The sequence below is a fragment of the Nocardia tengchongensis genome (genome assembly GCF_054781395.1).
The window spans coordinates 16,628-39,312 of the sequence record NZ_BAAGUM010000017.1 but is presented as its reverse complement, the minus strand read 5'-3'; the positions used below and the strand labels follow the sequence as shown (position 1 = coordinate 39,312).

The window sequence follows — 22,685 nt, the reverse complement described above, 5'->3', positions numbered from 1 at the left end:
ACGTATATTCGTAGACGAGTAAGGAGGTGCCGGATGGCCCGCAAGCGCAAGGTCGCCAATCTGATGGGTCTGGCGGTGCTGTCCGCCGTCGTGCTGCAACCCATGCACCGGTACGAGATCGCCGCGCGGTTGCGGGCGTGGGGCAAAGACAGCGACATGGGCATCAAATGGGGATCGCTCTACACCGTCGTGGACAACCTCACCAAGCACGGTTTCCTCGAGATCACCGGCAGCGAGCGCGACGGCGCGCGGCCCGAACGCACCATCTACCGCATCACCGACGCCGGCCGGGCCGAACTCACCGACTGGACAAGGGAACTCGTCGCCGACCCGGAACCCGAGCAGCGCCGCTTCATGGCCGGACTCTCGGTGCTGTCGGTGCTGCCCCCGGACGAGGTCGTCGAGCTGCTCACCCAGCGAATCACCAAGCTGGACACCGTCATCGCCGAATCCCGGGCCCGCTTGGCCGCCCTGGCGGACACGGTGCCGCGGCTGTTCCTGATCGAGGACGATTACGAGCTGACCATGCTCGCGGCCGAGGCCACTTGGTCACGCGCGCTGCGTGATTCGCTCGCCGACGGCAGCTTCCCCGACACGGAGGGCTGGCGGGCCTGGCACCGCGACGGCACTCTCCCCCCAGACCTGGCCGAGCTCGCGGCGGAAGGGGGCGCGAACACACCGCACACGCAGCACGACTGACAACGGACCGGGCCCCGGCGGGGGTGCTGCAACACCGCCACCGAAGCCCGGGAACACACCGTCTCGAACCGCGTCCGTGCAGGCGAACCCGGCACCGAGTTTGGCAACTACAGGATAACTGGGTTCTCCACGCGCGGGACGGATCGGGGCTTTCGGCAAGTCTTCGAACACTTCTCGGGAGAGACCCATGTCAAAATCCATCAGTTCCGCGATCATCATCGGCGGCGGCATATCCGGCCCCGTCACCGCCACCGCCCTGCGCCGGGCCGGTCTCGACGTCACCGTCTTCGAGGCCTACCCCGGTCCCGCCTACGGCATCGGCTCGAATCTGGCGCTCGCCCCCAACGGCGTCGCCGCCCTCGACATCATCGGCGCCGGGGACGCGGTGCGCGCCCGGGCCGTGCCGGTCCGCCGGTCCATGATGTCGGTCAACGGCAAGCGCTTCGAACTGCCCGGCCTGCGCGATATCGAACCGCTGCGCGTGATCGACCGCGCCGACCTGCACGAGACCCTGCACGACACCGCCGTCGCGGCCGGGGTGCGCTTCGAATACGACAAGCGGCTGACCGAGGTCGAGGAGCACGCGGGCGGCGTGACCGCCATCTTCGCCGACGGCAGCAGCGCCACCGCGGATGTGCTCATCGGGGCGGACGGCATCCGCTCCACCGTGCGCGGCCTTGTCGATCCGAAGGCCCCCGGGCCCACCTACCTGCGCATGCTCAGCTTCGGCGCGTACACCGAATGCCCGATCGACCTGGAGCCGGAGACCATGACCTTCGCCTTCGGCCGGCGGGCCTACTACCTGTACTGGCCGATGCCCGACGGCCGGGTGTCGTGGGGCGCGAATCTGCCCAGCGAGCAGTACTACTCGCTGACCCAGGCCCGCTCGGTGTCCGCCGAGCAGTGGCTGCGCACCCTGCGCGAGACCTACGCCGGAGAGGCGCCCGGCGCGCAGCTCGCCGAGGCGACCACCGCAGCCCAGCTGGCCGTGGTCGGCGCGCTGCACATCATGCCGCCGGTCCGGCACTGGTACCGGGGCCGCATGGTGCTCACCGGCGACGCCATCCACGCGCCCAGCAACACCTCCGGGCAGGGCGCGTCGATGGCCATCGAGAGCGGTATCGAGCTGGCCCGGTGCCTGCGCGACATCGATGATCCGGCACGGGCTTTCGCCACCTACGAGGCGCTGCGGCGGCCCCGGGTGGAGGCGGTCGCGGCACGGGTGGCGCGGATGAACAGGACCAAGGCGGCCGGTCCCGTCGCGCGCAAGGCCATGCAGGTGATGATGCCGATCATGTTCAAGCGGATGGACCCGGAGCAGATGCTCGGCGTCGAGCAGCGCTTCCGGATCGACTGGGAGCAGCCGGTGAGACCTGTCCCGGTGCGCGCCTGAGGCTCGACATGCCGACGCCTCGCTGCGATTTCCGCAGCGGGGCGTCGGTTTTCGGGTCAGCGGCCGACCGGCAGCACGTCGGGCCGATCGGCCTCGTCGAGCAGTTTGGTGGCGATGTTGTCGATGGCCTGATCCAGCAGCACGCGATCGACCGGATCGGTGGAATCCCAATCGGTGAGCTGACTTTCGAGCCAGCGCTTCCACGCAACGCGCACCCGATCCACTTCCCGGATCCCCTTGTCGGTGAGGGCGAGCACGTCGCCGTCCCGGTGCAGCAGCCCCTCACGCTCCGCCTTGACGTAGACCGGATCGATCAATTCCGCCGGGATCCAATGGGTTCGGGCGATGTCGTCGAGCGTCGCGACGCCGCGCAACCGGTTGTACATCTGCACCTGCCCCAGCGCCCACGCCTCGTCCCGACCGAGCGAACTGCCCGCCGCCGCAAGGATTCCCGGGTCCGGCACGGTATTGTCACGCAGCTTGCCCAGCACCCGGGCGACGCAGCGCTCCAGCTGCACCAGCCGGTCGGCGGAGTCCGGCACCGAGAACTGCTCCCCCACGTCGGTGGCCTCGGCGCGGGCGCTGTCGCGCAGCGTGACCTGCTTCAGGAACCAGGCCACCACGAAACCGAGCAGCGCCACCGGCACCACCCAGCGGAAGACGAAGTCGATGGAATCGGCGTACGCCTGAATGATCGGCGCGGCCTGCTGCGCCGGCAACTCCCGCAGCAGCGCCGGATTCTGCGCGGCCTGCGGCAGCACCCGCGTTTCGCGCAGCGCCGCTTCCAGATCGGGCCGCAGCTGATTCGTGTACAGGGTGCCGAACACGGTGGTCCCGAACGCGCTGCCGATGGTCCGGAAGAAGGTGACGCCGGAGGTGGCGGTCCCCAGGTCCGAGTACGGGACGCTGTTCTGCACCGCGATGGTCAGCACCTGCATGGCCAGACCGACGCCCAGACCCAGGATCAGCATGTACAGCGACATCTGCCAGACGCCGGTGTCGGGTCCCATGGTCGACATCAGATACAGGCCCACCGCCATCACCGCGCACCCGATGATCGGGAACGCCTTGTAGTGCCCGGTCTTCCCGACGATATTGCCGGACAGGATGGAGGTGAAGAACAGCCCGACCACCAGCGGCAGCGTGCGGATGCCGGACGCGGTCGCCGAAACGCCCTCCACGTATTGCAGATACGCGGGCAGGTAGGTCATCGCGCCCAGCAGCGCGAAGCCGACGATGAAGCTCAGGATCGAGCACACCGTGAAGACGTTGCTGCGGAACAGGTGCATGGGCAGCATGGGTTCCCGCGCCCGGAACTCCGCGGCCACGAACAGCGCCAGCAGCACCGCGGCCGCCGCGAACAGACCGATGATGGTGGGCGAGGTCCACGCGTATTCCTGTCCGCCCCACTCCAATCCGAGGATCAGGCAGGTGACGCCGACCGCGACCAGCGCGATGCCCAGGTAGTCCACGATCGGCTTCACCACCGCCCGGGTCATGGGGATGGTGCGGGCCGCGGCCACGATCATGACGATGGCGACCGGCACGTTCACGTAGAAGCACCAGCGCCAGCTCAGATGGTCGGTGAACAGTCCGCCCAGCGTCGGCCCGAGGACGGTGGTGATGCCGAAGACCGCGCCCAGCGCGCCTTGATACTTGCCGCGTTCGCGCAACGGGATCACGTCGGCGATCAGGGCCATGGAGGTGACCATGAGCCCGCCCGCGCCGAGGCCCTGGATGGCGCGCGCGACGATGAGCAGCGTCATGCCGTGCGAGAGGCCGGCGATCATCGAGCCGACGATGAAGATGCCGCCGCTGATCTGGAACACCAGTTTGCGGCCGAAGAGGTCACCGAATTTTCCGGACAGGGCCGTCGCGATGGCCTCGGCCACCAGGTACGAGGTGACCACCCAGGCCATGTGGCCGGCCCCGCCCAGGTCCGCCACGATGGTGGGCAGGGCGGTGGAGACGATGGTGGAGTCCAGCGCGGCCATCAGCATGCCGAGCGCGACGGTTCCGAAGACGACGTTCCTTCGGCTCCGGCTCAGCGGGGGCGGCGGGACGGGCTTGTCGGCGGTGACGCTGACACCGGTCATCGGCCCAGTATGTGGCGCTCACCAGCGAAGATGTGGCAACGACACGGCAAACCGGGCAGCGGGCGACACATTCGGCGAGTTCGGCCTACCGCCTGAACTTACTCTGGAGTAAGGTCAGCAACGAGTGCGACGCCGCACATCGAACGCCGAACCTGCGAGGTCAAAACATGGCATGGAAGCCCAGTGACGTCCGCGACCAGACCGGGCGCACCTTCGTCATCACCGGAGCCAACGGCGGCCTCGGCGAACAGACCACCAAGGTGCTCGCGGGCAAGGGCGCGACCGTGATCATGGCCTGCCGCAATGCCGCCAAGGCCCAGGCCGTGGCCGACCGCATCGAGGGCGACGTGCGGGTCGCGAGCCTGGACCTGGCCAGCCTGGACTCGGTGCGCGCCTTCGCCGAGAACACCGGCGAATTCGACGTACTGATCAACAACGCGGGCCTGATGAACATACCGTTCTCGCGAACCGAAGACGGCTTCGAAACCCAGTGGGGCGTCAACCATCTCGGCCACTTCGCGCTGACCGGGCTGCTGCTGGACAAGATCGGCGACCGGGTCGTCAGCCTGGCCTCGATCGCGCACAAGCAGACCCCCAAGCTGTGGATCGACGACCTCAATTACGAGCACCGCCGCTACCAGCGCAACCTCGCCTACGCGCAGGCCAAGCTGTCCAACCTGATGTTCGCGCGGGAGCTGCAGCATCGGCTCGCGGCCGCGGGCTCGACCAAGCGCTCCTACGTCGTGCACCCGGGCGTGTCGGCCACCGACCTCTTCGCGCACACCGAAACCCCCCTCGACAAGATCTCCAAGCCGTTCATCCGGATCGTGGGCCAGTCCCCCTTCCACGCGGCCTACTCCTCGATCTTCGCGGCCACCGAGACCGACGCCGATCCGAACACCTACTGGGGTCCGACCCGCTTCTTCGGCAGCCAGGGCCCGGTCGAGGCATCGCCGTCGAGCAAGATTTCCCGGGATCCGGAACTGCAGCGCCGGCTGTGGGAAGAATCCGAGCGTTTGACCGAGGTCACATTCAAGTTCTGATCAGCAGACCTGCCTACTACGCGACCCGTAGTAGGCAGGTACCGTGGAGTGCGTGTCCGCTCCCCCACGCCGCCCGGCCCTGATCGTGTTCGTGGTCGTGGCGTTCACGGCGTGCCTGGGACTGGGGTACTGGCAGTGGACCCGGTTCGAATCGGGCGGCGGCACCTATCAGAATCTCGGCTACGCGCTGCAATGGCCGCTCTTCGCCGGCTTCGTGGTCTGGGCCTATCTGCGATTCGTGCGGCTGGAGCAGGAAGTCGGGCAGGACGAACTCCCGGTTCCCGACAGCGCCGACGAAGCCCCGACCACCCGCCCGCGGCGGCCCAAACCGGCCGCGCCGCGCGAGATCCCGGCGGGCCTGCTGCCGGAACGCCCCACAGCCGCCCGGGACGACGATCCCGAGCTCGCCGAATACAACAGGTATCTGGCCGATCTGCACGCCCGCGACATGGACGACAAGGTCCGTGACGCCGGTCTGCACCACATCGAGAGGAGCGCCGGATGAGCGCCAGCGACAACTCCGCTGCATCCCCCGTCGCCGGTGAGACCACCACGCTGGCGCCCCGCCCGCTCGGGTCCGCCGCGCCCGAGAAGATCCGCGGCGCGCTGACCCGCTACCGCGCCCTCGCCTACATCACCGGCGTCTGGCTGCTGGTGCTGTGCGGCGAGATGGTCTACAAGTACCTGCTCCTCGACGACAGCAGCACCGCCCCGCACTGGCTGTTCTACATCGGCCAGGTGCACGGCATCTTCTACATGCTCTACCTGGTCTTCACCATCGACCTGGGCATCAAGGCGCGCTGGCAGCCGATGACCACGTTCCTGACCTGCCTGGCGGGCACCATCCCGTTCTTGTCCTTCGTGTTCGAGCACAACCGGACCCGGGAAGTGAAGGCCATTACCGCCTCCCCGGGACTTTAGCGGGCGGCTTGGGAGCCGCCGACCATCGCGCATCCGTGCCGGCTGTCGGGTGCCGAAACAATCTTGGGCGTACCCGGGGAGTTACCGCGGTCGGCACGAGATCAGTTGCCGCCTCCTCGATCGAGCAGAACATGAACAGCAGAAAGGGGTTCGGAGACGTGGTCTCTGAACCCCTTTCTCGTCCGTGGATTCAGCTGCCGGCCAGCGCCGCCAAGGCGGGAAGCAGCTGACGCAGGGCGCGGCCGCGGTGCGAGGCGGCGTCCTTCTCGGCCGGGGTGAGCTGGGCCGAGGAGACGTCGCCGCCGTCCGGGTAGAACAGCGGGTCGTAACCGAAACCGCCGTCGCCCTGCGGCTTCCGGCCGATCACGCCCGGCCATTCGCCGCGCACGACCGCTTCGACACCGTCGCCGACCACGGCGCAGGCGGAAACGAAGCGGGCGCCGCGACGCTCGTCGGGGACATCGCCGAGCTGGGCCAGGAGCAGGGTGTTGTTGGCCTCGTCATTGCCGTGGGTGCCGGACCAGCGAGCCGAAAGCACGCCGGGCATGCCGTTGAGCGCGTCCACCTCCAGCCCGGAATCGTCTGCGACGCAGGCCAATCCGGTGGCGGCGAAACCGTCGCGGGCCTTGGCCAGGGCATTGCCCTCGAAGGTCGGGGCGGTCTCGGGGGCCTCGTCGTAGGGCTCGACATCGTTCAGGCCGACGATCTCGATGCCCGCGATACCCGCCTCATCCAGGATGCGGCGCAGCTCGTTCAGCTTCTTGGCATTGCGGCTGGCGACCAGAACGCGACGGGTCATCGCTTCTTGGACTCCTCGGGCTCGGGCAGCACGCCCGGGTACGGCAGCGCCAGGGCTTCCTTCTGCACCACGAACAGCTGCTCACAGCCCGCCAGCGCGGAATCGAGCAGCTTGTCGAGGGTGGAGCGCGGGAAGGTGGCGCCCTCGCCGGTGCCCTGGATCTCGACCAGGGTGCCGGTGTCGGTGGCGACCACGTTCATGTCGACCTCGGCGCGCGAATCCTCCTCGTAAGGCAGATCCAGGCGCACCCGGCCGTCGACCACGCCGACGCTCACCGCGGCGATGGCGCAGGAGATCGGTTGCGGGTCGGCCAGTTTCCCGGCCGCGCCCAGGTAGGTGATGGCGTCCGAGAGCGCCACGTACGCGCCGGTGATGGCGGCGGTGCGGGTGCCGCCGTCGGCCTGCAGCACGTCACAGTCCAGGGCGATGGTGTTCTCGCCGATGGCGGCCAGGTCGATGCAGGCGCGCAGCGAGCGGCCGATCAGCCGGGAGATCTCCTGGGTACGGCCACCGACCTTGCCCTTCACCGACTCTCGGCCCGAGCGGGTGTGGGTGGCAGCGGGCAGCATGGCGTATTCGGCCGTCAGCCAGCCCAATCCGGAATCGCGCCGCCACGGCGGCACGCCGTCGTTCACGCTGGCGGTGCACATCACCCGCGTCTGCCCGAACTCCACCAGCACCGAACCCGCCGGGTGCGAGGTGAACCCCCGGGTGATCTTCACGTCGCGGAGTTCGTCATCCGCCCTGCCATCGGCTCGTTTCGACACGCGCACAGCCTAGTGGCCCTGGATGCAGGGTCGTCCACAGACTCCCCGCCGTTCCGAAATCAGGCAACAACTGATTTCGGAAGGGTCGGGGTAACTCACCGGGTACGGCCTGAATCGGTTCGGCACCCGACCGCCGGCACGGGTGCAGAACCGTCGACGGAACGTCAGCCGCCCGCTGAAGTCCCGGGGAGGCGGGGAAGCGCGTCAGATATCGAAAGCTTCGCCGGGGGACACGGCGTGGACGGGGCCCGAGAAGACTGCCTTCGCCTCGGCGATGACGTCCTCGCGGGACGTCCACGGCGGGATGTGGGTGAGCAGCAGTTCGCCGACGCCCGCGCGGGCGGCGATCAGGCCCGCCTCGTGGCCGGAGAGGTGGATGCCCGGCGGGCGGTTGGCCGGGTCGTGGGTCCAGGACGCCTCGGAGAGCAGAACGTCTGCGCCGCTGGCCAACTCGAAGACCTCGTCACACAGGGCGGTGTCGCCGGTGTAGACCAGGGTCTTGCCGGCCGCGGTGGTGATGCGCAGGCCGTAGGACTCCGGCGGGTGGAACATGCGCCGGGCCTCGACAGTGTGGCCGGTGCCGAACGGGATCGGCGTGCTCGCCTGCCAGGGCCGCATGTCGATGACATCGGACCAGTCGTCGGTCTCGCCGCCGATCTCGGCGGAGGCGTTGCCGATCCGCAGCGAGGTGTCGGCCGGGCCGTAGACGACGGCCTTCCCCGAGGGCGGGTTCGGGTGGTAGCGACGCCACACCAGCAGACCCGGCAAATCCAGGCAGTGATCGGCGTGCAGATGGGTGAGGAAGATGTCGACCTCACCCGGATCCAGGTGCCGCTGCAGCGCACCGAGCACGCCGGGTCCGAAATCGATGACGGTCGGTGTCATATCCGGGCCGGTCAGCAAGTAACCCGACGCCGGGGAATCCGGGCCGGACACGCTGCCCGAGCACCCGAGGACGGTGAGGCGCATTCCCCCATGCTGCCACGCTGCATTCTCACTCAAAGGAGGGATCCCCCAAATCGCCGACCGCGACCAGCGTCACCCCTACGACGCGAGACGGCCGGCGTCAGCCCCGCGACGATGACGACGTTCATGAGCAGAGAGTACCCACCCGGCAACCACTCCACCTATCGCCCCGAAAAGATGTCCTTGCCAAGAGATTTCCGGGTTGGTCGGCAGCACGCCCCACAAGATCGACCCGTAGACCACCAGCACCCCCAGACCGACCGCGATCTGCACCACATTTCGCGCGAACCAGCCCCAGCAGATCAGATAGGTGAGCCAGCCGAACACCAGCCCCGACGCACCCACCGACACCGTGTGCGGCGCCGCCGTCAACCACACCCCGAGCCCGCCGATCACCCAGATCAACGCCGTGGCCGCCAGCCCGCGCCCGATCCCGGTCAGCAGCGTGAGCAGGCCGAGCACGATCACCGGCAGCGTGTTCGCGAACAGGTGACCCCAATTGGCATGCAACACAGGCGCGAACAGGATGCCGGTCAGACCCTCACCGCTGCGCGGCCTCACACCGGCCTGCTCGAGCCGGCCGCCGCTGAGGCTGTCCACCCCTTCCACGCCGTACAGCAATGCCGTGAAACCCAGCGTCATCGCAATGGCACGCTGCCACAGCAACTTCAGAGCACCCGGACCGCCCGGGCGGGAATCGCCGCCGTTCGAGACGATCCCACCACCCGCGGGCTTGGCCATCTGCTCCCGCAGCCGTGCGATCCGATCCGGATCGAACGACGCGCCCATGCCGCCACCAGTGCTCATGGCAAGACCTCCTGCCCCGAGCGTACCGCCGGATCAGGCCCAGAGCTGGCCGTCGAGCCGCTCCTCCGCCTCTTCGAGAGTGCCGTCGTAGGCGCCGGTGGACAGGTACTTCCAGCCGCCGTCGGCGACCACGAACGCGATATCGGCACGCTGCCCGGCCTTCTGGGCCTTCTTGGCGACACCGAGCGCGGCATGCAGGATCGCGCCCGACGAGATGCCCGCGAAAATGCCCTCCTCCAGCACCAATTCGCGGGTGCGGCGGACCGCATCGTACGGGCCGACCGAGAAACGGGAGGTCAGCACCGACTCGTCGTACAGCTCGGGCACGAAGCCCTCGTCCAGATTGCGCAGCCCGTAGACCAGTTCGCCGTAGCGGGGCTCGGCGGCGACGATATCGATGCCGGGCACCTTCTCGCGCAGGAAACGGCCGGTGCCCATGAGCGTGCCCGTAGTGCCCAGCCCCGCCACGAAATGCGTGATCTCGGGCAGATCGGCGAGGATCTCCGGGCCGGTGGTCTCGTAGTGCGCGAGCGCGTTGGCCGGATTGCCGTACTGGTAGAGCATCACCCAGTCCGGATTCTCGGCCGCGATCTGCTTGGCCAGCGCCACGGCCTGATTCGAGCCGCCCGCGGCCGGGGAGTCGATGATCTCCGCGCCGAACATGGTGAGCAACTGCCGCCGCTCCACCGAGGTGTTCTCCGGCATCACACACACCAGGCGATAGCCCTTGAGCTTGGCCGCCATGGCCAGCGAGATGCCGGTATTGCCGCTGGTGGGCTCGAGGATCGTGCAGCCGGGCGTGAGCCGCCCGTCGGCCTCGGCCTGCTCGATCATGCGCAGGGCCGGGCGATCCTTGATGGAACCGGTCGGATTGCGGTCCTCCAGCTTGGCCCACAGCCGTACATGGTCGTCGCCGTCCCACTTCGGAGACAGGTTCTGCAGACCCACCAGCGGAGTGTTGCCCAGTGTCGCGATCAGCGACTCGTAGCGCGCCACGGCTAGCGCGCGCCGCCGGCGACCGCCGGAAGGATGGTGACGGTGCCGTCGGCCGACACTTCGGCCTCCAAGCCGCCGGTGAAACGCACGTCCTCGTCGTCGACGTAGATATTGACGTAGCGCTTGAGCTTGCCGTCCTCGAGCAACTTGCCCGCCAGGCCCGGGTAATTGGCGTCCAGGTCGGCGATGACCGCCGCCAGGGTCGCACCCTGGGCCTGAACTCGCTTCTCGCCCTTGGTGATCGGGCGCATGATGGTCGGAATGGACACGGTGACCGGCATCGGGGGGACTCCTCTTTCTCGGGTGGGCGGCTAGGCGGGGTAGGCGGCGACGATCTCGACCGGCTCCTCGGTGACGACACCGTCGAGGATCCGGTAGCTGCGCAGGTCGTGCACCTGTGGATCGCGGGTGGAGATCAGCACGTAGTGGGCGTTCGGTTCGGACGCGAAGGACACGTCGGTGCGGCTCGGGTAGGCCTCGGTCGCGGTGTGCGAGTGGTAGATCACCACCGGCTCCTCGTCGGCCGCGTCCAGCTCCCGCCACAACCGCAGGTGCTCGTCGGAATCGAACTCGTAGAAGGTGGGCGAGCGCGCGGCATTGACCATGGGCACGAAACGCTCCGGCCGATCCGCGCCCTCGGGGCCCGCGAGAATGCCGCAGGCCTCGTCGGGGTGGTCGGCGCGCGCATGGGCGACCATCGCCTCCACCAGGTCGGCCCTGATCACCAGCACGATCGCGTCCTTCCGTCCACGCCGAAGCCCCGGCCGAACGGCCGAAACGCTCCCGTCAACAGGTGAGAATATGCGGGTATTCCCGCACCGCCCACGCAACCCGAGCGCTACCCGCCGAACAGGTCGCGGTAGGACGGGATGCCCGCCACCGCCGTCGCGGACAGGATGGCGTCCACGATCGCCCGCTCCACACAGACCGCGGCCGCCGTGCACAACTGGTCCAGGATCAGCAGATCCGCGGGAAACGCCGGAGGCAGCGGGAAATTCGGCTGCTGCTCGGCGGTACCGGTGGCCAGCGCGAACAGGGTGTCGCCGTCCAGCGGGGAATGCGCGGGCCGGATCGCCCGGGCCAGGCCGTCGTGCGCGGTGGCGGCCAAGCGGCGGCAGGCCGCCGGATCCAGGGCGGCGTCGGTGGCGACCACGCCGATCGTTGTGTTGAGCACGGTGCCCTTCACCGCCAGCGCGTTCGCGGCCGTCAACTGCGCCTCCGTGGGGGCGCGCAGGCCGAAGAATTCGGGGCCGTCGGTGCCCGCGCCCCACGGGAACCCGGTGCGCGGATCGAAGACCGAGCCGACCGGATTGGCCACGATCACCGCGCCCACCGTGATGCCCGCGGCCGGGCCGTCGGCGAAACGCACACTGGCGGTACCGATTCCGCCCTTGATCGAGCCCGCCCGGGCGCCCACGCCCGCACCGGCGCTGCCCCGCGCGAACTCCGGGCCCGCGGCGTCGGCGGCCAGGAATCCGGCGTCCGCACCGGGCCGAATGTCCCACGCGCCCACCGGCAGATCGAAGATCACCGCGCCCGGCACGATCGGCACCACCCGCGACGGGTCGGCCGGATCCATCGGAATCCCCTCCCGATGCTCCTCCAGCCAGCGCATGACGCCATCCGCCGCGGCCAGCCCGTAGGCGCTGCCGCCGGTCAGCAGGATCGCGTTCGCCTGCCGCACGGTGTTTCCCGGATCCAGCAGGTCGGTCTCCCGGGTGCCCGGCCCGCCGCCGCGCACATCCACCGAGGCGACCGCGCCGCCCGGCACGCGCACCACCGTGCAGCCGGTCGCCGCGCCCGCGCCGAGGGTGGCGTTCGGGTCCAGGACGTGGTGGTGGCCGACCAGCACCCCGCCGACGTCAGTGATCGAATTACGTGGTCCCGCAGTACTGTTCACGACAGCTCCTCCAATGTGCCCTGCGCTTCGCTCCGGGCGGGTTCGGGGCGCTGGAGGTCTCGTTCTTCCCTCCCTCCGCTCCCCCGCTTCGCTCCCCCGCTCCACTCAGTCCAGAACGAGACGCGCCCCGAACCACACTGTGCTCAATTACTTTCGCTTGTTCGACGTGTTCGGGGTGCCGCTAGGGCGCGAGCGCCTGGATCAGCGAGTCCTGCATCCAGGTGAGCCAGTGGTAGACCTCCAGGCTCGGGCCGCGCGGGTCGTCATCCGGGAAATGCTCGGGCGTGTCGGCGTCGATGTCGAGGGCCGTGCCCAGTGCCAGCCGGACGTCGTTGAGCGCGTTGAGCCAGGCGTCGGCCTGCTCCGGGTTGATCACGATGCGGCCGCCGTGCGGCGGCAGGGTGTCCAGGATCACCCGGCCGGCCGCCACCTTGGATTCGATGATCTCCGGCTCGTGCAGGCTGCGCAGGGCGCTGTTGAGGTCGGCGCGCTCGGCGTCGGGGGAACCGGGTTCCGGCCGGTGGAAATCGGGCAGCAGCCGGGCGAGTCGCGGGTCGGCCGGCGGGGTGGAGTTGCCCAGCTGTAACCCGGTCAGGGCCGCCAGCTCGTCCTCGGGCGCCGAACCGGCCCGATCGGTCAGCAATCCGGTCACCGCCCCGACCAGGGAACGCAGCACGTCCGCCTCGTGGGCGTCCATTTCCGAACGCAGCTTCAGCCCGCCCAGGGAGTTCTTTCTGCTCCACTTCCGCACGGGATCACCGTAGTCGCCTTGTTCAGTCGTCACGTTGCATGGTGGCCCACAGCCCGGCGGCGTGTAGCCGTTGGACGTCGTGCTCCATCTTGTCGCGCGAGCCGGCGGACACCACGGCCTTGCCGTCGTTGTGAACCTTCAGCATCAGCTCGGTTGCCTTACCTTTGCTGTAGCCGAAGAGCTTCTGGAAAATGTAGGTCACGTAGTGCATGAGGTTGACCGGATCGTCCCACACGACTGTGACCCACGGCCGATCCTCTGCTTCCAGAATCTCGGTGTATTCAACGGCCTCCGGTGTCGCCTGTGTCGCCGACAGTGTCGCGCCGACGCCCGCCGTACCGGCAGTCATCTCGACAACGTCTTGTTCACACAGACCCATAACAACCAGGGTACGACTCGACGCCGACGAAACAACAGCGGTGTCCGATGCCCTCCGCTTCGCTCCGGGCGGGTTCGCGGCCCTGTTACCTCGTTCTTCCCTCCTCCGCTCCTCCGCTTCGCTCCCCCGCTCCAAGGCGGAGGTCTATCAAGCCGCAGTCCAGAACGAGGCGGGCCGCGAACTGCGAGGTGGTCAGACAATCGCTGGGCAGCTTCTGCGCCCTAGAGTGGGCCAGGTGATGATCGCTGACGGACTGACCAGTACGGCCTTGCTGACCGACCAGTACGAACTCACCATGCTGGCCGCGGCGCTGGCCGACGATTCGGCACAGCGGCAGTGCACGTTCGAAGTGTTCGCCCGCAGGTTGCCCAACGGTCGCCGATACGGCGTTGTCGCGGGGACCGGGCGTTTGCTGGCGGCGCTGAACGAATTCCGTTTCGGCGAGCCCGAACTCGCGGTCGCCGCGAAATTCCTCGACGACCGCACCCTGAACTGGTTGCGCGACTACCGCTTCGGCGGCCGCATCGACGGGTACCGCGAGGGCGAGCTCTACTTCCCCGGCTCCCCCATCCTCACCGTGCGCGGCACCTTCGCCGAATGCGTCCTGCTGGAAACCCTCATCCTGTCCATCTACAACCACGACAGCGCCATCGCCGCCGCGGCCGCCCGCATGGTGAGCGCCGCCGGCGGCCGCCGCATGATCGAAATGGGTTCCCGCCGCACCCACGAACTCGCCGCCCCCGCCAGCGCCCGCGCCGCCTACCTGGCCGGCTTCGACGCCACTTCCAACCTGGAAGCGGCCCGCAGCTTCGGGGTGCCCAGCGCCGGCACCAGCGCGCACGCCTTCACCCTGCTGCACAGCGGCAGCGACGGCGCCCACGAGGCCGCGGCCTTCCGCAGCCAGGTCGAGGCCCTCGGCGTGGGCACCACGCTGCTGGTCGACACCTTCGACATCACCCGCGGCGTGGCCACCGCGATCGAGGTGGCCGGGCCCGAATTGGGCGGGGTGCGCATCGATTCCGGTGACCTGGGCGTGCTGGCCCGGCAGGTGCGCGAGCAGCTCGACGCCCTGGGCGCGGTCCGCACCCGCATCGTGGTGTCCGGTGACCTGGACGAATACGCCATCGCCTCGCTGCGCGCCGAACCCGTCGACGTGTACGGCGTCGGCACCTCGCTGGTCACCGGTTCCGGAGCGCCGACCGCGGGCATGGTCTACAAGCTGGTCGAGGTGGAGCGCGTGCCGGTGGCGAAACGCAGCTCCCACAAGGAGTCTCGCGGCGGCACCAAGAGCGCCGTGCGGCTCTCCCGCAGCACCGGCACCGTGGTCGAGGAAATCGTCTACCCGGCTGCCGCGGACCGCCCCGAGTCCGACCGCTTCGAAGTCCGCGACCTCCAGGTCCCGCTGGTTCGCGACGGCAAGGTGCTGGACGATCAGCCGACCCTGACGCAGAGCCGGGAGCTGGTGGCGAAGGGCCTGATCAGTCTTCCGTGGGAGGGTCTGAAGCTGTCGGCGGGCGAACCGGCGATTCCGACGACCTTCCAGAGCTGACCCGCCGTCTGCGCTGGATGTCGAGCAGCACCGCGATGGCCACCGCCGCCGCGACCGCGAACGGCGCCGAGTGCAACGCCGGATACAGCACCCCGTGCGCCCGCACCGTGCCGTCGACCAGCCCCAGCCCGACCGAGGCGAGCACGAAATAGCAGAACAGCAGTACCGCGGTGACAACAGCGCGTCTCATAGAATTTCCCGACTCGACCCGGACCGCGTGGACCGGCCGACGACCGAGCGGCACAATGCAATACGAGACCCGAACCGCTGTGGTTCACCCAGGCCCCCGGAGGCAGTCCATGAGCCGAGCCCTGATCGTCGTCGACGTCCAGAACGACTTCTGCGAGGGCGGTTCGCTGGCCGTGGCCGGCGGCGCGGCCGTGGCCGAACGCATCACCGAATACCTGGGCGTCTCCGACTACGACGCGATCGTCGCCACCCGCGACTTCCACATCGACCCGGGCGCGCACTTCTCCGCGCAGCCCGACTACGTCGACACCTGGCCCCCGCACTGCCGCGTCGGCACCCCGGGCGCGGACTTCCACCCCGCCCTCGACACCGCTTCGGTCCAGGAGATCTTCTCCAAGGGCGCCTACACCGCCGCGTACTCCGGCTTCGAGGGCGCCGCGACCGACGGCGCCACCACCCTGACCACCTGGCTGCGCGACCGCGGCATCGCCGCCGTCGACGTCTGCGGCATCGCCACCGACCACTGCGTCCGCGCCACCGCCCTGGACGCCCGCGCCGCGGGCTTCGACACCCGCGTCCTCCTCGGCCTCACCGCCGCCGTCTCCCCCACCACCCTGGCCACCGCCCTCGACACGCTCCGCGCCGCGGGCGTCGAGCTCGCGGGAACCATGGAGAGCTGACTTCGCGCGCCCGGCGGCCTCACGCTCCGCCCCGATCGGGCCGCCATCGGGGCGCGAGGGCCGATAGCCGCCACGACCGCAGCTGAGCCTTACCGCCCGGCGACGCGCGCTCGATCCCCAGCTGGATCGGCGGAAATCGGTCCTCGGGAAGTGGCACGGCGAGGTTTGCGCGAGGGTTGTCGGCCGGGCGCAGTAATCTGGCCGCCGTGCCCGAACTGCCTGCTGTTCCGAAACTATTGGCCACCGCTGTGCAGGCGTTGGGGGGTAAGGAACGTAAGGGGCAGCAGACGATGGCCGCGGCCGTCGCGCATGCCATCGATACCGGCGAGCATCTGGCGGTGCAGGCGGGGACGGGTACCGGGAAGTCGCTCGCGTATCTGGTGCCGAGTCTGCGGCATGCGGTGCGGACCGGGCGGACCGTGGTGGTGTCCACCGCGACCATCGCGTTGCAACGGCAGCTGGTGGATCGGGATCTGCCGCGGCTGGCCGATGCGCTGGCGAGCGATCTGGGGCGGGTGCCGCAGTTCGCGATTCTCAAGGGGCGCAACAACTATCTGTGCCTGAACAAGATCAATAGCGCGATTCCGGAGGAGCCGGAGGCGGAGCTGTTCGACGCGTTCGCCATCTCCAAGCTCGGCCGCGAGGTGCAGCGGCTCAACGACTGGGTCTCCGATACCGAGAACGGCGACCGGGACGAACTGACCCCGGGCGTGACCGATCGCGCGTGGCGGCAGGTGAGCGTCAGTTCGCGCGAGTGCGTGGGCAAGTCGCGGTGCGCGTTCGGCCAGGACTGCTTCGCGGAGAAAGCGCGCGCCGAATCCGCGCAGGCCGACGTGGTGGTCACCAATCACGCCCTGCTGGCCATCGACGCCATCAGCGGCATCCAGGTGCTCCCCGAACACGACGTGGTCGTGATCGACGAGGCGCACGAACTGGTCGACCGGGTGACCGGCGTGGCCACCGCGGAACTGTCCACCGGCGGCATCAGCGCCGCGGCCAAGCGCTGCTCCAAGCTGATCGACGAGCAGGAGGTGGATCGCCTCGAAGGCGCGGCCGAGGCCTGGCACGGCCTGCTCGACGACCTGCAGCCCGGCCGCTGGGACCGGATGCCCGACGGCGCGGCCCCGGTGCTGGCGCTGATCCGCGACGCCGCCTGGAACGCGCGTACCGCGCTGGCCCCGCAGGGCGGCCAGGCCGCCGACCCGGAGTCGGCGGCGGCCCGCAATCAGGCGCTGGCCGCGGTGGAGGAGGTGCACGACGCGGCGGTCCGCGTGCTGACCACCTTCGAGGAGACCGATCCGGCCGCGCACCGCGATGTCATCTGGCTGTCGTCGGACGAGATCCGCGGGGTGGCGCGCCGCACCCTGCAGATGGCCCCGCTGTCGGTGGGCGGGCTGCTGCGCAGCCGCCTGTTCGGCACCGCCACCGTGGTGCTGGCCTCGGCGACCCTGCAGATCGGCGGCTCCTTCGACAATCTGGCGGTGACCTGGGGGCTGCCGCCGCAGTCGTCGGCCACCGTGGATCCGGCGCTGGCCAATGGCGCCGAGGCCCCGTCGGACGAGAAATCGCTGCGCTGGAATTCGGTGGACGTGGGTTCGCCCTTCGATCACGCCAAGGCCGGAATCCTGTATGTGGCAAAGCATCTGCCCGCGCCGGGCCGGGACGGGCTGCCGCAGTCGTATCTGGACGAGATCGAGCGGCTCATTCGCGCGGCGGGTGGTCGGACCCTCGGACTTTTCTCGTCCATGCGAGCGGCCAAGGCCGCCACCGAGATTCTGCGTGAGCGCCTCGATACCCCGGTGTTGTGTCAGGGCGACGACGCGACCGGCGCACTGGTCCGGAAATTCGCCGAGGACCCGGAAACCTCGCTCTTCGGGACCCTTTCGCTGTGGCAGGGCGTGGATGTCCCGGGGCCGTCACTGAGTCTGGTGATCCTGGACCGCATTCCGTTCCCGCGCCCGGACGACCCGCTGCTGGTGGCCCGCCAGCGCGCGGTGGAATCGCGTGGTGGCAATGGTTTTCTGTCGATCGCGGCCAATCACGCGGCGCTGCTGCTGGCGCAGGGCACCGGCCGGCTGCTGCGCAGTGTGGACGATCGCGGCGTAATCGCAATTCTCGATTCACGACTCGCGACAGCACGCTATGGCGGTTATCTGCGAGCATCTTTACCACCGTATTGGGAAACATCCGATCCCCAAGTTGTGACAAAAGCTCTCGAACGACTGACAAATAGTGTCGCACAATTGAAATGACCTGTGAGAACGCTCACAGGAGTAGCTCCTACTTCCGGTCAGAAGTAAATTGGATTTCGATACGCCGGTGAACCCCCAATTCCCACATCGGATGTGTCATAGTCCCCGCGCCAAGCCCTGCACGCGGCGCGGGGACCCGAAACTTCCTTTACCGGTCACTACTTCACCGCAAGGGTGACGAGTGCGGCCACCACGCCCAGCGCGATCGCGCCGGCGCTCCAGGCCAGCCCCTGACGCTGCCACGGACGGCCCGCGTCGAGCGAGAGGCGACCCGGCCCCGCGAAGGCGAAGGCGACCGCCACGAGCGCGTAGACCGCGGGCAGCTCCCACATCGCGAAGCCGCCGCTCCGGGCGACGTTCACCGCATTGATCATGGTGCCCAGCACGATGGCCGCGGCCAGCGGCGTCAGCAGGCCCAGCGCCAGCAGCAGACCACCGACCACCTCGCTCAGCCCGGCCAGGGTGGCGAAGAACTTGCCCGGGTCGTAGCCCATGTGCGCGAACGCGCCCGCGGTGGCGTCCAGGCCGTAGCCGTTGAACCAGCCGAACAGCTTCTGACTGCCGTGCACCGCCAGCAGGCCGCCGACGCTCACCCGCACGATGGCGAGGCCGATATCGGTGCCGGTCGGGGCCTTGGAGGTGGTGGCGTTCACGGTTGCGGTCATTGCGGGTCCTCGTCTTTCGGTTCTCTACGCTACTCCGGCATGCTATCCGGACCATGGTCCGTTTCGGAGCCTACAGCAGGTCCCCAACGAGAGCGGGCGCGAGGCTATTCCGCCTCGCGCCCGAAAATTTCGCTGTCGCCCTACTTGGCCAGGAACCAGAAGTAGTAGAGGAACACCGCCATCAGCACCCACATGATCGGATGCACCTCGCGCGCACGCCGTTTCGCCACCATGACGATCGGGTAGAACAGCAGGCCCATGGCGATGCCGTTGGCGATGGAGTAGGTCAGCGGCATCATGATCACGGTGATGAAGGCCGGGACCGCGTATTCCAGCTTGTTCCACTCGATCTCGCCCAGCGCCCGGGCCATCAGCACGCCGACCACGATCAGCGCCGGCGCGGTCACCGCCGAGACGTCGGCGAACACGGCGAAGATCGGGAAGAAGAACAGCGCGATCAGGAACCAGCCGGCGGTGGCGACCGCGGTCAGGCCGGTGCGCCCGCCCGCCGAGACGCCCGCTGTGGATTCGACGTAGGCGGTGGTGCTCGAGGTGCCGATCACCGCGCCCGCGGCGGTGCCGACCGAGTCGGCGGCCAGCGCCTGCCCGGCGCGTTCCAGCTTGCCGTCCTTGCCGAGCAGCCCGGCCTGGTTGGCCACGCCGATCAAAGTGCCGGAGGCGTCGAAGAAGTCGACGAACAGCATGGTCAGCACGACCACCACCATCTGCCCGGTGAACGCGCCCGGCAGGTGGATGATGGCCTGGCCGAAGGTCTGATCGAGTCCGTGCGGCAGCGCGGCCACCGAGTCCGGCAGCTTCACCAGACCGGTCACCATACCGAGCACGGTGGTGGCGAGGATGCCGTACAGCACCGCGCCGTGCCAGCCGAGCACCAGGAAGACGACCGTCGCGACCAAGCCGAACAGCGCCAGCAGGGTGGTGCCGTGGTGGAAGTTGCCCAGGTGCACGAAGGTGTTCGGGTCGGAGGTGACGATCCCGGCGCTCTTGAGGCCCAGGAAGGCCACGAACATGCCGATGCCCGCGCCGACCGCGAGTTTCATCTGCATGGGGATGGCTTCGATGATCTTCTCGCGCACCTTGGTCACGGCCAGGATGAAGAAGATGACACCGGACAGGAAGGTGCCCGACAGGGCCTCCTGCCACGGGATGCCCATGTGCAGCACGACGGTGTAGGCGAAGAAGGCGTTGAGGCCCATGCCCGGCGCGAGCGCGACCGGATACTTGGCCCACAGGCCCATGACCAGGGTGCCGAAGATGGCGGCCACGGCGGTGGCGGTGAAGACGGCCTGGACGGGCATGCCCTTGTCGTGCAGATCGCCGCCGGGTCCGTCACCGAGGATGCGCGGGTTGACCGCGAGCACATAGGACATGGCCAGGAAGGTGACGGTGCCGGCCATCAGCTCGCGCTTGAGGGTGGAACCGTGTTCGCTGATGCCGAAGTACCGGTCGACGCGTCCCTTGGTGCGCGTGAGGACGTCGGTGGTCATAGGTGGGGATCTCCAGTCGGCCGGAAGACAGAGGCTGGCCGTCACGCTAGTTGGTCCGACAGGTCGGTTCCCTCACCGCCCCGGCGAATTGTGGGCAATCCCACCTGCCAGAGCGTTGGTTTCCGGTCGTCACCAGCGCAATTGATCCGCAAATAAACTAATTACCGGCCGGTAATTGGAGAACCTTGACCCCCATTGTCTGGGACGTTACAAATACGTAATCCGCCGGGGTTGATCAGGGGAACCGGCCAGGCAGAAGTTGTACGCCAGTGGTAACCGATGTCATCGACGCGGTCGCGGACTTCGCGATCGACCGCCAAGCAATCTGGGACGTCCTGATCGAGCCACAGACCTACCCCCGGCTATTTCCCGGAATCGGTCAGTGCGAGCCGCTCGACACCGTCGATGCGCACCCGACGCTGAATATGCGAGTCGGTGGCAATGGCGTCGAAACCCGGGTGGTCCGCGTCCAACTGCACATCACCCGCCCGGGTGAGGGATTCGAGCTGCACTGCCCCGAACACGGCAGCTTCGCGACGGTGCGGCTGCACGGCGACACCGAGCGCACCCGCGTCTACGTCACCTACTTCAAGGCCGCCCCGGTGCATCCGCTGCTGACGCGGCTGCCCAATTCGGCGGTGGTGGCCTGGACGCTGGACGGGCTGAGGCGGGTCGCCGACCTGATCCAGGGCGCGCCGACCGCGCTGATCGTCAATGCCGAGGATTCGCGAATGAAGCTGGGGGCCGGGGTGGTCCGGCAAATGGTGAGCTCCGGGGTGGTGCGCACCTACCGCCCCGATGTGGGTCTGCGCCAGATCGGCGGCCTGGCCAAGTGGGGTTTCAGCCTGGGCGGCGGCTACGCGGCGGCGGCCGCGCACTCGCCGCAGCGGGCGGCCGTGGTGGACGACCGGTATTCGAGCACCTTCGACCAATTGCACGCGCGCAGCAATGCTCTCGCGGGAGCCTTCACCGCCCTGGGTTTCGGTCCCGGGACCTCCGTGGGGCTGTTGTGCCGCAACCACACCGGCATGGTCGAGTGCATGGTGGCGGCCGGGAAGTCGGGCGCGGACGCGGTGCTGCTCAATACCGGCCTGCCCGCGTGCCAGATCGAGGAGATCGTGCAGCGGCACCGGCTCGCGGCGGTGTTCGCCGACAGCGAGTTCGAGCCGCTGCTGCATCATCTGCCCGCCGGCGTGGCCCGCTTCACCAGTGACGACGCCCCACCGGATCCGGGCCGCACCACCATCGAGGACCTGATCGCGATGCGGCAGGATCCGCCGCGCAAGACGCCGCGGCCGGGCCGGCTGGTGGTGCTCACCTCCGGGACCAGCGGGACGCCCAAGGGCGCGCGGCGACCGCACCCCAAGGGTTTCGGGACGGTGGCCGCGCTGCTGTCGCGAATCCCGTTCGGCACCAACGAGACCATGTTCATACCGGCTCCGCTGTTCCACACCTGGGGGCTGGGGGCGTTGCAGATGTCCACGGCCGTGCGCGCGACAGTGCTGCTCGGCGACCATTTCGACGCCGAGGACTGCCTGCGCCGAGTAGCCGAGCACAAGGTGACCGCGCTGGTCGTGGTGCCGATCATGGTGAATCGAATCCTGGACCTGCCCAGCCATGTTCGCGACCGCTACGACCTGTCGAGCCTGCGCATCGTGGCCAGCTGCGGCGCCCCACTGGACGGTGCCACGGTGCTGCGGTTCCTCGAGACCTTCGGCGAGATCCTCTACAACGTGTACGGCTCCACCGAGGTGTCGTGGGCGTCCATCGCCGACTCCGCCGACCTGCGGGTATCCCCCACCACCGCGGGCCGGCCGCCGCTGGGCACGAAACTCGCTGTGCTGGGCCCGGATCGGCGGCCGGTGCCGGTGGGCGCGACCGGCCGCATCTTCGTCGGCAATCACATGCTCTTCGACGGCTACACCGATGCCACCCCGCCCGACGAGGCCGACGGCATGCTCGACACCGGCGATATCGGCTACCTCGACGCCTCGGGCAAGCTGTTCGTGGCCGGGCGCGACGACGAGATGATCATCTCCGGCGGCGAGAACGTCTTCCCCCGCGCGGTCGAGGAGGCGCTCTCGCACCTGCCGCAGGTGAGCGAGGTGGCGGTGGTGGGCGTGCCCGACCACGAATTCGGCCAGCGGCTGGCGGCTTTCGTGGTGCGGCGGCCCGGTTCGGGCCTGGACTCCGACATGGTCCGCAACTACATCCGGCACCGGGTCAGCCGCTTCTCGGTCCCGCGCGACGTCACCTTCCTGGAGGCGTTGCCGCGCAACCAGACCGGGAAGATCCTCAAGCGGACGCTGATCGCGCCCGCCTGAT

At 68.8% G+C, this 22,685-nt stretch carries 23 protein-coding genes; 10 read left to right on the top strand and 13 right to left on the bottom strand.

Annotation, left to right across the window (positions count from 1 at the left end; genetic code table 11):
* Positions 1–33: 33 nt before the first annotated feature.
* Together ACYVKL_RS31305 and ACYVKL_RS31300 are read left to right on the top strand one after the other, a co-directional pair.
* Positions 34–699, top strand: a complete 666-nt coding sequence (locus ACYVKL_RS31305; protein WP_379167846.1) for a PadR family transcriptional regulator — start codon at positions 34–36, stop codon at positions 697–699.
* A 187-nt stretch (positions 700–886) separates the two neighbouring features.
* On the top strand, positions 887–2,092 hold the full coding sequence (locus tag ACYVKL_RS31300; RefSeq protein WP_379167847.1) for an FAD-dependent oxidoreductase: 1,206 nt from the start codon (positions 887–889) through the stop codon (positions 2,090–2,092).
* 56 nt (positions 2,093–2,148) lie between these two features.
* Here ACYVKL_RS31300 and ACYVKL_RS31295 read toward each other — a convergent pair whose 3' ends face one another.
* Positions 2,149–4,188, bottom strand: a complete 2,040-nt coding sequence (locus ACYVKL_RS31295) for an MDR family MFS transporter (protein WP_379167849.1) — start codon at positions 4,186–4,188, stop codon at positions 2,149–2,151.
* A gap of 167 nt (positions 4,189–4,355) precedes the next feature.
* Here ACYVKL_RS31295 and ACYVKL_RS31290 point away from each other — a divergent pair, with 167 nt between their 5' ends.
* From ACYVKL_RS31290 to ACYVKL_RS31280, 3 genes are read left to right on the top strand one after another with little or no spacing between them, the layout of a single operon-like run.
* The gene (locus ACYVKL_RS31290; protein WP_379167851.1) at positions 4,356–5,231 is read left to right on the top strand and encodes an oxidoreductase; all 876 of its coding nucleotides are present in this window, start codon (positions 4,356–4,358) and stop codon (positions 5,229–5,231) included.
* Between the two features lie 43 nt (positions 5,232–5,274).
* Complete coding sequence (locus tag ACYVKL_RS31285; protein ID WP_379167853.1) at positions 5,275–5,736, top strand: transcriptional regulator; 462 nt, start codon at positions 5,275–5,277, stop codon at positions 5,734–5,736.
* A complete protein-coding gene (locus ACYVKL_RS31280) occupies positions 5,733–6,152 on the top strand; it encodes a DUF3817 domain-containing protein (protein ID WP_379167854.1) in 420 nt (139 codons plus the stop codon). The genes ACYVKL_RS31285 and ACYVKL_RS31280 overlap by 4 nt, the downstream gene beginning before the upstream one ends.
* A gap of 190 nt (positions 6,153–6,342) precedes the next feature.
* Here ACYVKL_RS31280 and ACYVKL_RS31275 read toward each other — a convergent pair whose 3' ends face one another.
* The 10 genes from ACYVKL_RS31275 to clpS all read right to left on the bottom strand — a co-directional run bounded on the left by ACYVKL_RS31275 (position 6,343) and on the right by clpS (position 13,487).
* A complete protein-coding gene (locus tag ACYVKL_RS31275) occupies positions 6,343–6,951 on the bottom strand; it encodes a non-canonical purine NTP pyrophosphatase (RefSeq protein ID WP_379167857.1) in 609 nt (202 codons plus the stop codon).
* Entirely contained in the window at positions 6,948–7,718 is a 771-nt protein-coding gene (rph, locus tag ACYVKL_RS31270) for a ribonuclease PH (RefSeq protein ID WP_213557706.1), read from the bottom strand. The genes ACYVKL_RS31275 and rph overlap by 4 nt, the downstream gene beginning before the upstream one ends.
* A 204-nt stretch (positions 7,719–7,922) precedes the next feature.
* Entirely contained in the window at positions 7,923–8,687 is a 765-nt protein-coding gene (locus tag ACYVKL_RS31265) for a cyclic nucleotide-degrading phosphodiesterase (RefSeq protein WP_213557707.1), read from the bottom strand.
* Between the two features lie 75 nt (positions 8,688–8,762).
* Entirely contained in the window at positions 8,763–9,425 is a 663-nt protein-coding gene (locus ACYVKL_RS31260; RefSeq protein ID WP_379167957.1) for a rhomboid family intramembrane serine protease, read from the bottom strand.
* Positions 9,426–9,524: 99 nt separating this feature from the next.
* Positions 9,525–10,487, bottom strand: coding sequence for a PLP-dependent cysteine synthase family protein (locus ACYVKL_RS31255; protein WP_357192462.1), 963 nt, complete (start codon positions 10,485–10,487; stop codon positions 9,525–9,527).
* A gap of 2 nt (positions 10,488–10,489) precedes the next feature.
* The gene (locus ACYVKL_RS31250; protein ID WP_379167859.1) at positions 10,490–10,768 is read right to left on the bottom strand and encodes a MoaD/ThiS family protein; all 279 of its coding nucleotides are present in this window, start codon (positions 10,766–10,768) and stop codon (positions 10,490–10,492) included.
* A 30-nt stretch (positions 10,769–10,798) separates the two neighbouring features.
* Positions 10,799–11,218, bottom strand: a complete 420-nt coding sequence (locus ACYVKL_RS31245; protein WP_213557711.1) for a M67 family metallopeptidase — start codon at positions 11,216–11,218, stop codon at positions 10,799–10,801.
* Between the two features lie 107 nt (positions 11,219–11,325).
* Positions 11,326–12,387, bottom strand: coding sequence for a P1 family peptidase (locus tag ACYVKL_RS31240; RefSeq protein ID WP_379167861.1), 1,062 nt, complete (start codon positions 12,385–12,387; stop codon positions 11,326–11,328).
* A gap of 181 nt (positions 12,388–12,568) precedes the next feature.
* Positions 12,569–13,138 (bottom strand): oxidative stress transcriptional regulator AosR, encoded by a 570-nt coding sequence (gene aosR, locus ACYVKL_RS31235; protein ID WP_357195725.1) that lies wholly within the window; start codon positions 13,136–13,138, stop codon positions 12,569–12,571.
* Between the two features lie 22 nt (positions 13,139–13,160).
* Positions 13,161–13,487, bottom strand: a complete 327-nt coding sequence (gene clpS, locus ACYVKL_RS31230; protein ID WP_213557713.1) for an ATP-dependent Clp protease adapter ClpS — start codon at positions 13,485–13,487, stop codon at positions 13,161–13,163.
* A 268-nt stretch (positions 13,488–13,755) separates the two neighbouring features.
* Here clpS and ACYVKL_RS31225 point away from each other — a divergent pair, with 268 nt between their 5' ends.
* The 4 genes from ACYVKL_RS31225 (at position 13,756) to ACYVKL_RS31210 (ending at position 18,187) form a co-directional block, all read left to right on the top strand.
* Complete coding sequence (locus tag ACYVKL_RS31225; protein WP_379167959.1) at positions 13,756–15,066, top strand: nicotinate phosphoribosyltransferase; 1,311 nt, start codon at positions 13,756–13,758, stop codon at positions 15,064–15,066.
* 17 nt (positions 15,067–15,083) lie between these two features.
* The gene (locus tag ACYVKL_RS31220) at positions 15,084–15,218 is read left to right on the top strand and encodes a hypothetical protein (protein WP_379167863.1); all 135 of its coding nucleotides are present in this window, start codon (positions 15,084–15,086) and stop codon (positions 15,216–15,218) included.
* Between the two features lie 147 nt (positions 15,219–15,365).
* Complete coding sequence (locus ACYVKL_RS31215) at positions 15,366–15,935, top strand: isochorismatase family protein (protein WP_379167865.1); 570 nt, start codon at positions 15,366–15,368, stop codon at positions 15,933–15,935.
* Positions 15,936–16,141: 206 nt separating this feature from the next.
* Positions 16,142–18,187, top strand: a complete 2,046-nt coding sequence (locus ACYVKL_RS31210; RefSeq protein WP_379167867.1) for an ATP-dependent DNA helicase — start codon at positions 16,142–16,144, stop codon at positions 18,185–18,187.
* A gap of 158 nt (positions 18,188–18,345) precedes the next feature.
* Here the strand turns inward: ACYVKL_RS31210 and ACYVKL_RS31205 are convergent, their stop codons facing one another.
* Both ACYVKL_RS31205 and ACYVKL_RS31200 read right to left on the bottom strand, forming a co-directional pair.
* On the bottom strand, positions 18,346–18,852 hold the full coding sequence (locus ACYVKL_RS31205; protein ID WP_213557716.1) for a DoxX family protein: 507 nt from the start codon (positions 18,850–18,852) through the stop codon (positions 18,346–18,348).
* A gap of 140 nt (positions 18,853–18,992) precedes the next feature.
* Entirely contained in the window at positions 18,993–20,360 is a 1,368-nt protein-coding gene (locus ACYVKL_RS31200; protein WP_379167869.1) for an NCS2 family permease, read from the bottom strand.
* 269 nt (positions 20,361–20,629) lie between these two features.
* On the opposite strand from ACYVKL_RS31200, the gene ACYVKL_RS31195 reads away from it, so the two are divergent.
* Positions 20,630–22,684, top strand: a complete 2,055-nt coding sequence (locus tag ACYVKL_RS31195; RefSeq protein WP_379167872.1) for an AMP-binding protein — start codon at positions 20,630–20,632, stop codon at positions 22,682–22,684.
* Position 22,685 lies beyond the last annotated feature (1 nt).

Bases quoted from the DNA above. Each gene is read 5' to 3' on its own strand.
- ACYVKL_RS31305 (WP_379167846.1), top strand. From the start codon at position 34: ATGGCCCGCAAGCGCAAGGTCGCCAATCTGATGGGTCTGGCGGTGCTG.
- ACYVKL_RS31300 (WP_379167847.1), top strand. From the start codon at position 887: ATGTCAAAATCCATCAGTTCCGCGATCATCATCGGCGGCGGCATATCC.
- ACYVKL_RS31295 (WP_379167849.1), bottom strand. From the start codon at position 4,188: ATGACCGGTGTCAGCGTCACCGCCGACAAGCCCGTCCCGCCGCCCCCG.
- ACYVKL_RS31290 (WP_379167851.1), top strand. From the start codon at position 4,356: ATGGCATGGAAGCCCAGTGACGTCCGCGACCAGACCGGGCGCACCTTC.
- ACYVKL_RS31280 (WP_379167854.1), top strand. From the start codon at position 5,733: ATGAGCGCCAGCGACAACTCCGCTGCATCCCCCGTCGCCGGTGAGACC.
- ACYVKL_RS31275 (WP_379167857.1), bottom strand. From the start codon at position 6,951: ATGACCCGTCGCGTTCTGGTCGCCAGCCGCAATGCCAAGAAGCTGAAC.
- ACYVKL_RS31265 (WP_213557707.1), bottom strand. From the start codon at position 8,687: ATGCGCCTCACCGTCCTCGGGTGCTCGGGCAGCGTGTCCGGCCCGGAT.
- ACYVKL_RS31260 (WP_379167957.1), bottom strand. From the start codon at position 9,425: ATGGCCAAGCCCGCGGGTGGTGGGATCGTCTCGAACGGCGGCGATTCC.
- ACYVKL_RS31250 (WP_379167859.1), bottom strand. From the start codon at position 10,768: ATGCCGGTCACCGTGTCCATTCCGACCATCATGCGCCCGATCACCAAG.
- clpS (WP_213557713.1), bottom strand. From the start codon at position 13,487: ATGACTGCCGGTACGGCGGGCGTCGGCGCGACACTGTCGGCGACACAG.
- ACYVKL_RS31225 (WP_379167959.1), top strand. From the start codon at position 13,756: ATGATCGCTGACGGACTGACCAGTACGGCCTTGCTGACCGACCAGTAC.
- ACYVKL_RS31220 (WP_379167863.1), top strand. From the start codon at position 15,084: ATGTCGAGCAGCACCGCGATGGCCACCGCCGCCGCGACCGCGAACGGC.
- ACYVKL_RS31215 (WP_379167865.1), top strand. From the start codon at position 15,366: ATGAGCCGAGCCCTGATCGTCGTCGACGTCCAGAACGACTTCTGCGAG.
- ACYVKL_RS31205 (WP_213557716.1), bottom strand. From the start codon at position 18,852: ATGACCGCAACCGTGAACGCCACCACCTCCAAGGCCCCGACCGGCACC.
- ACYVKL_RS31200 (WP_379167869.1), bottom strand. From the start codon at position 20,360: ATGACCACCGACGTCCTCACGCGCACCAAGGGACGCGTCGACCGGTAC.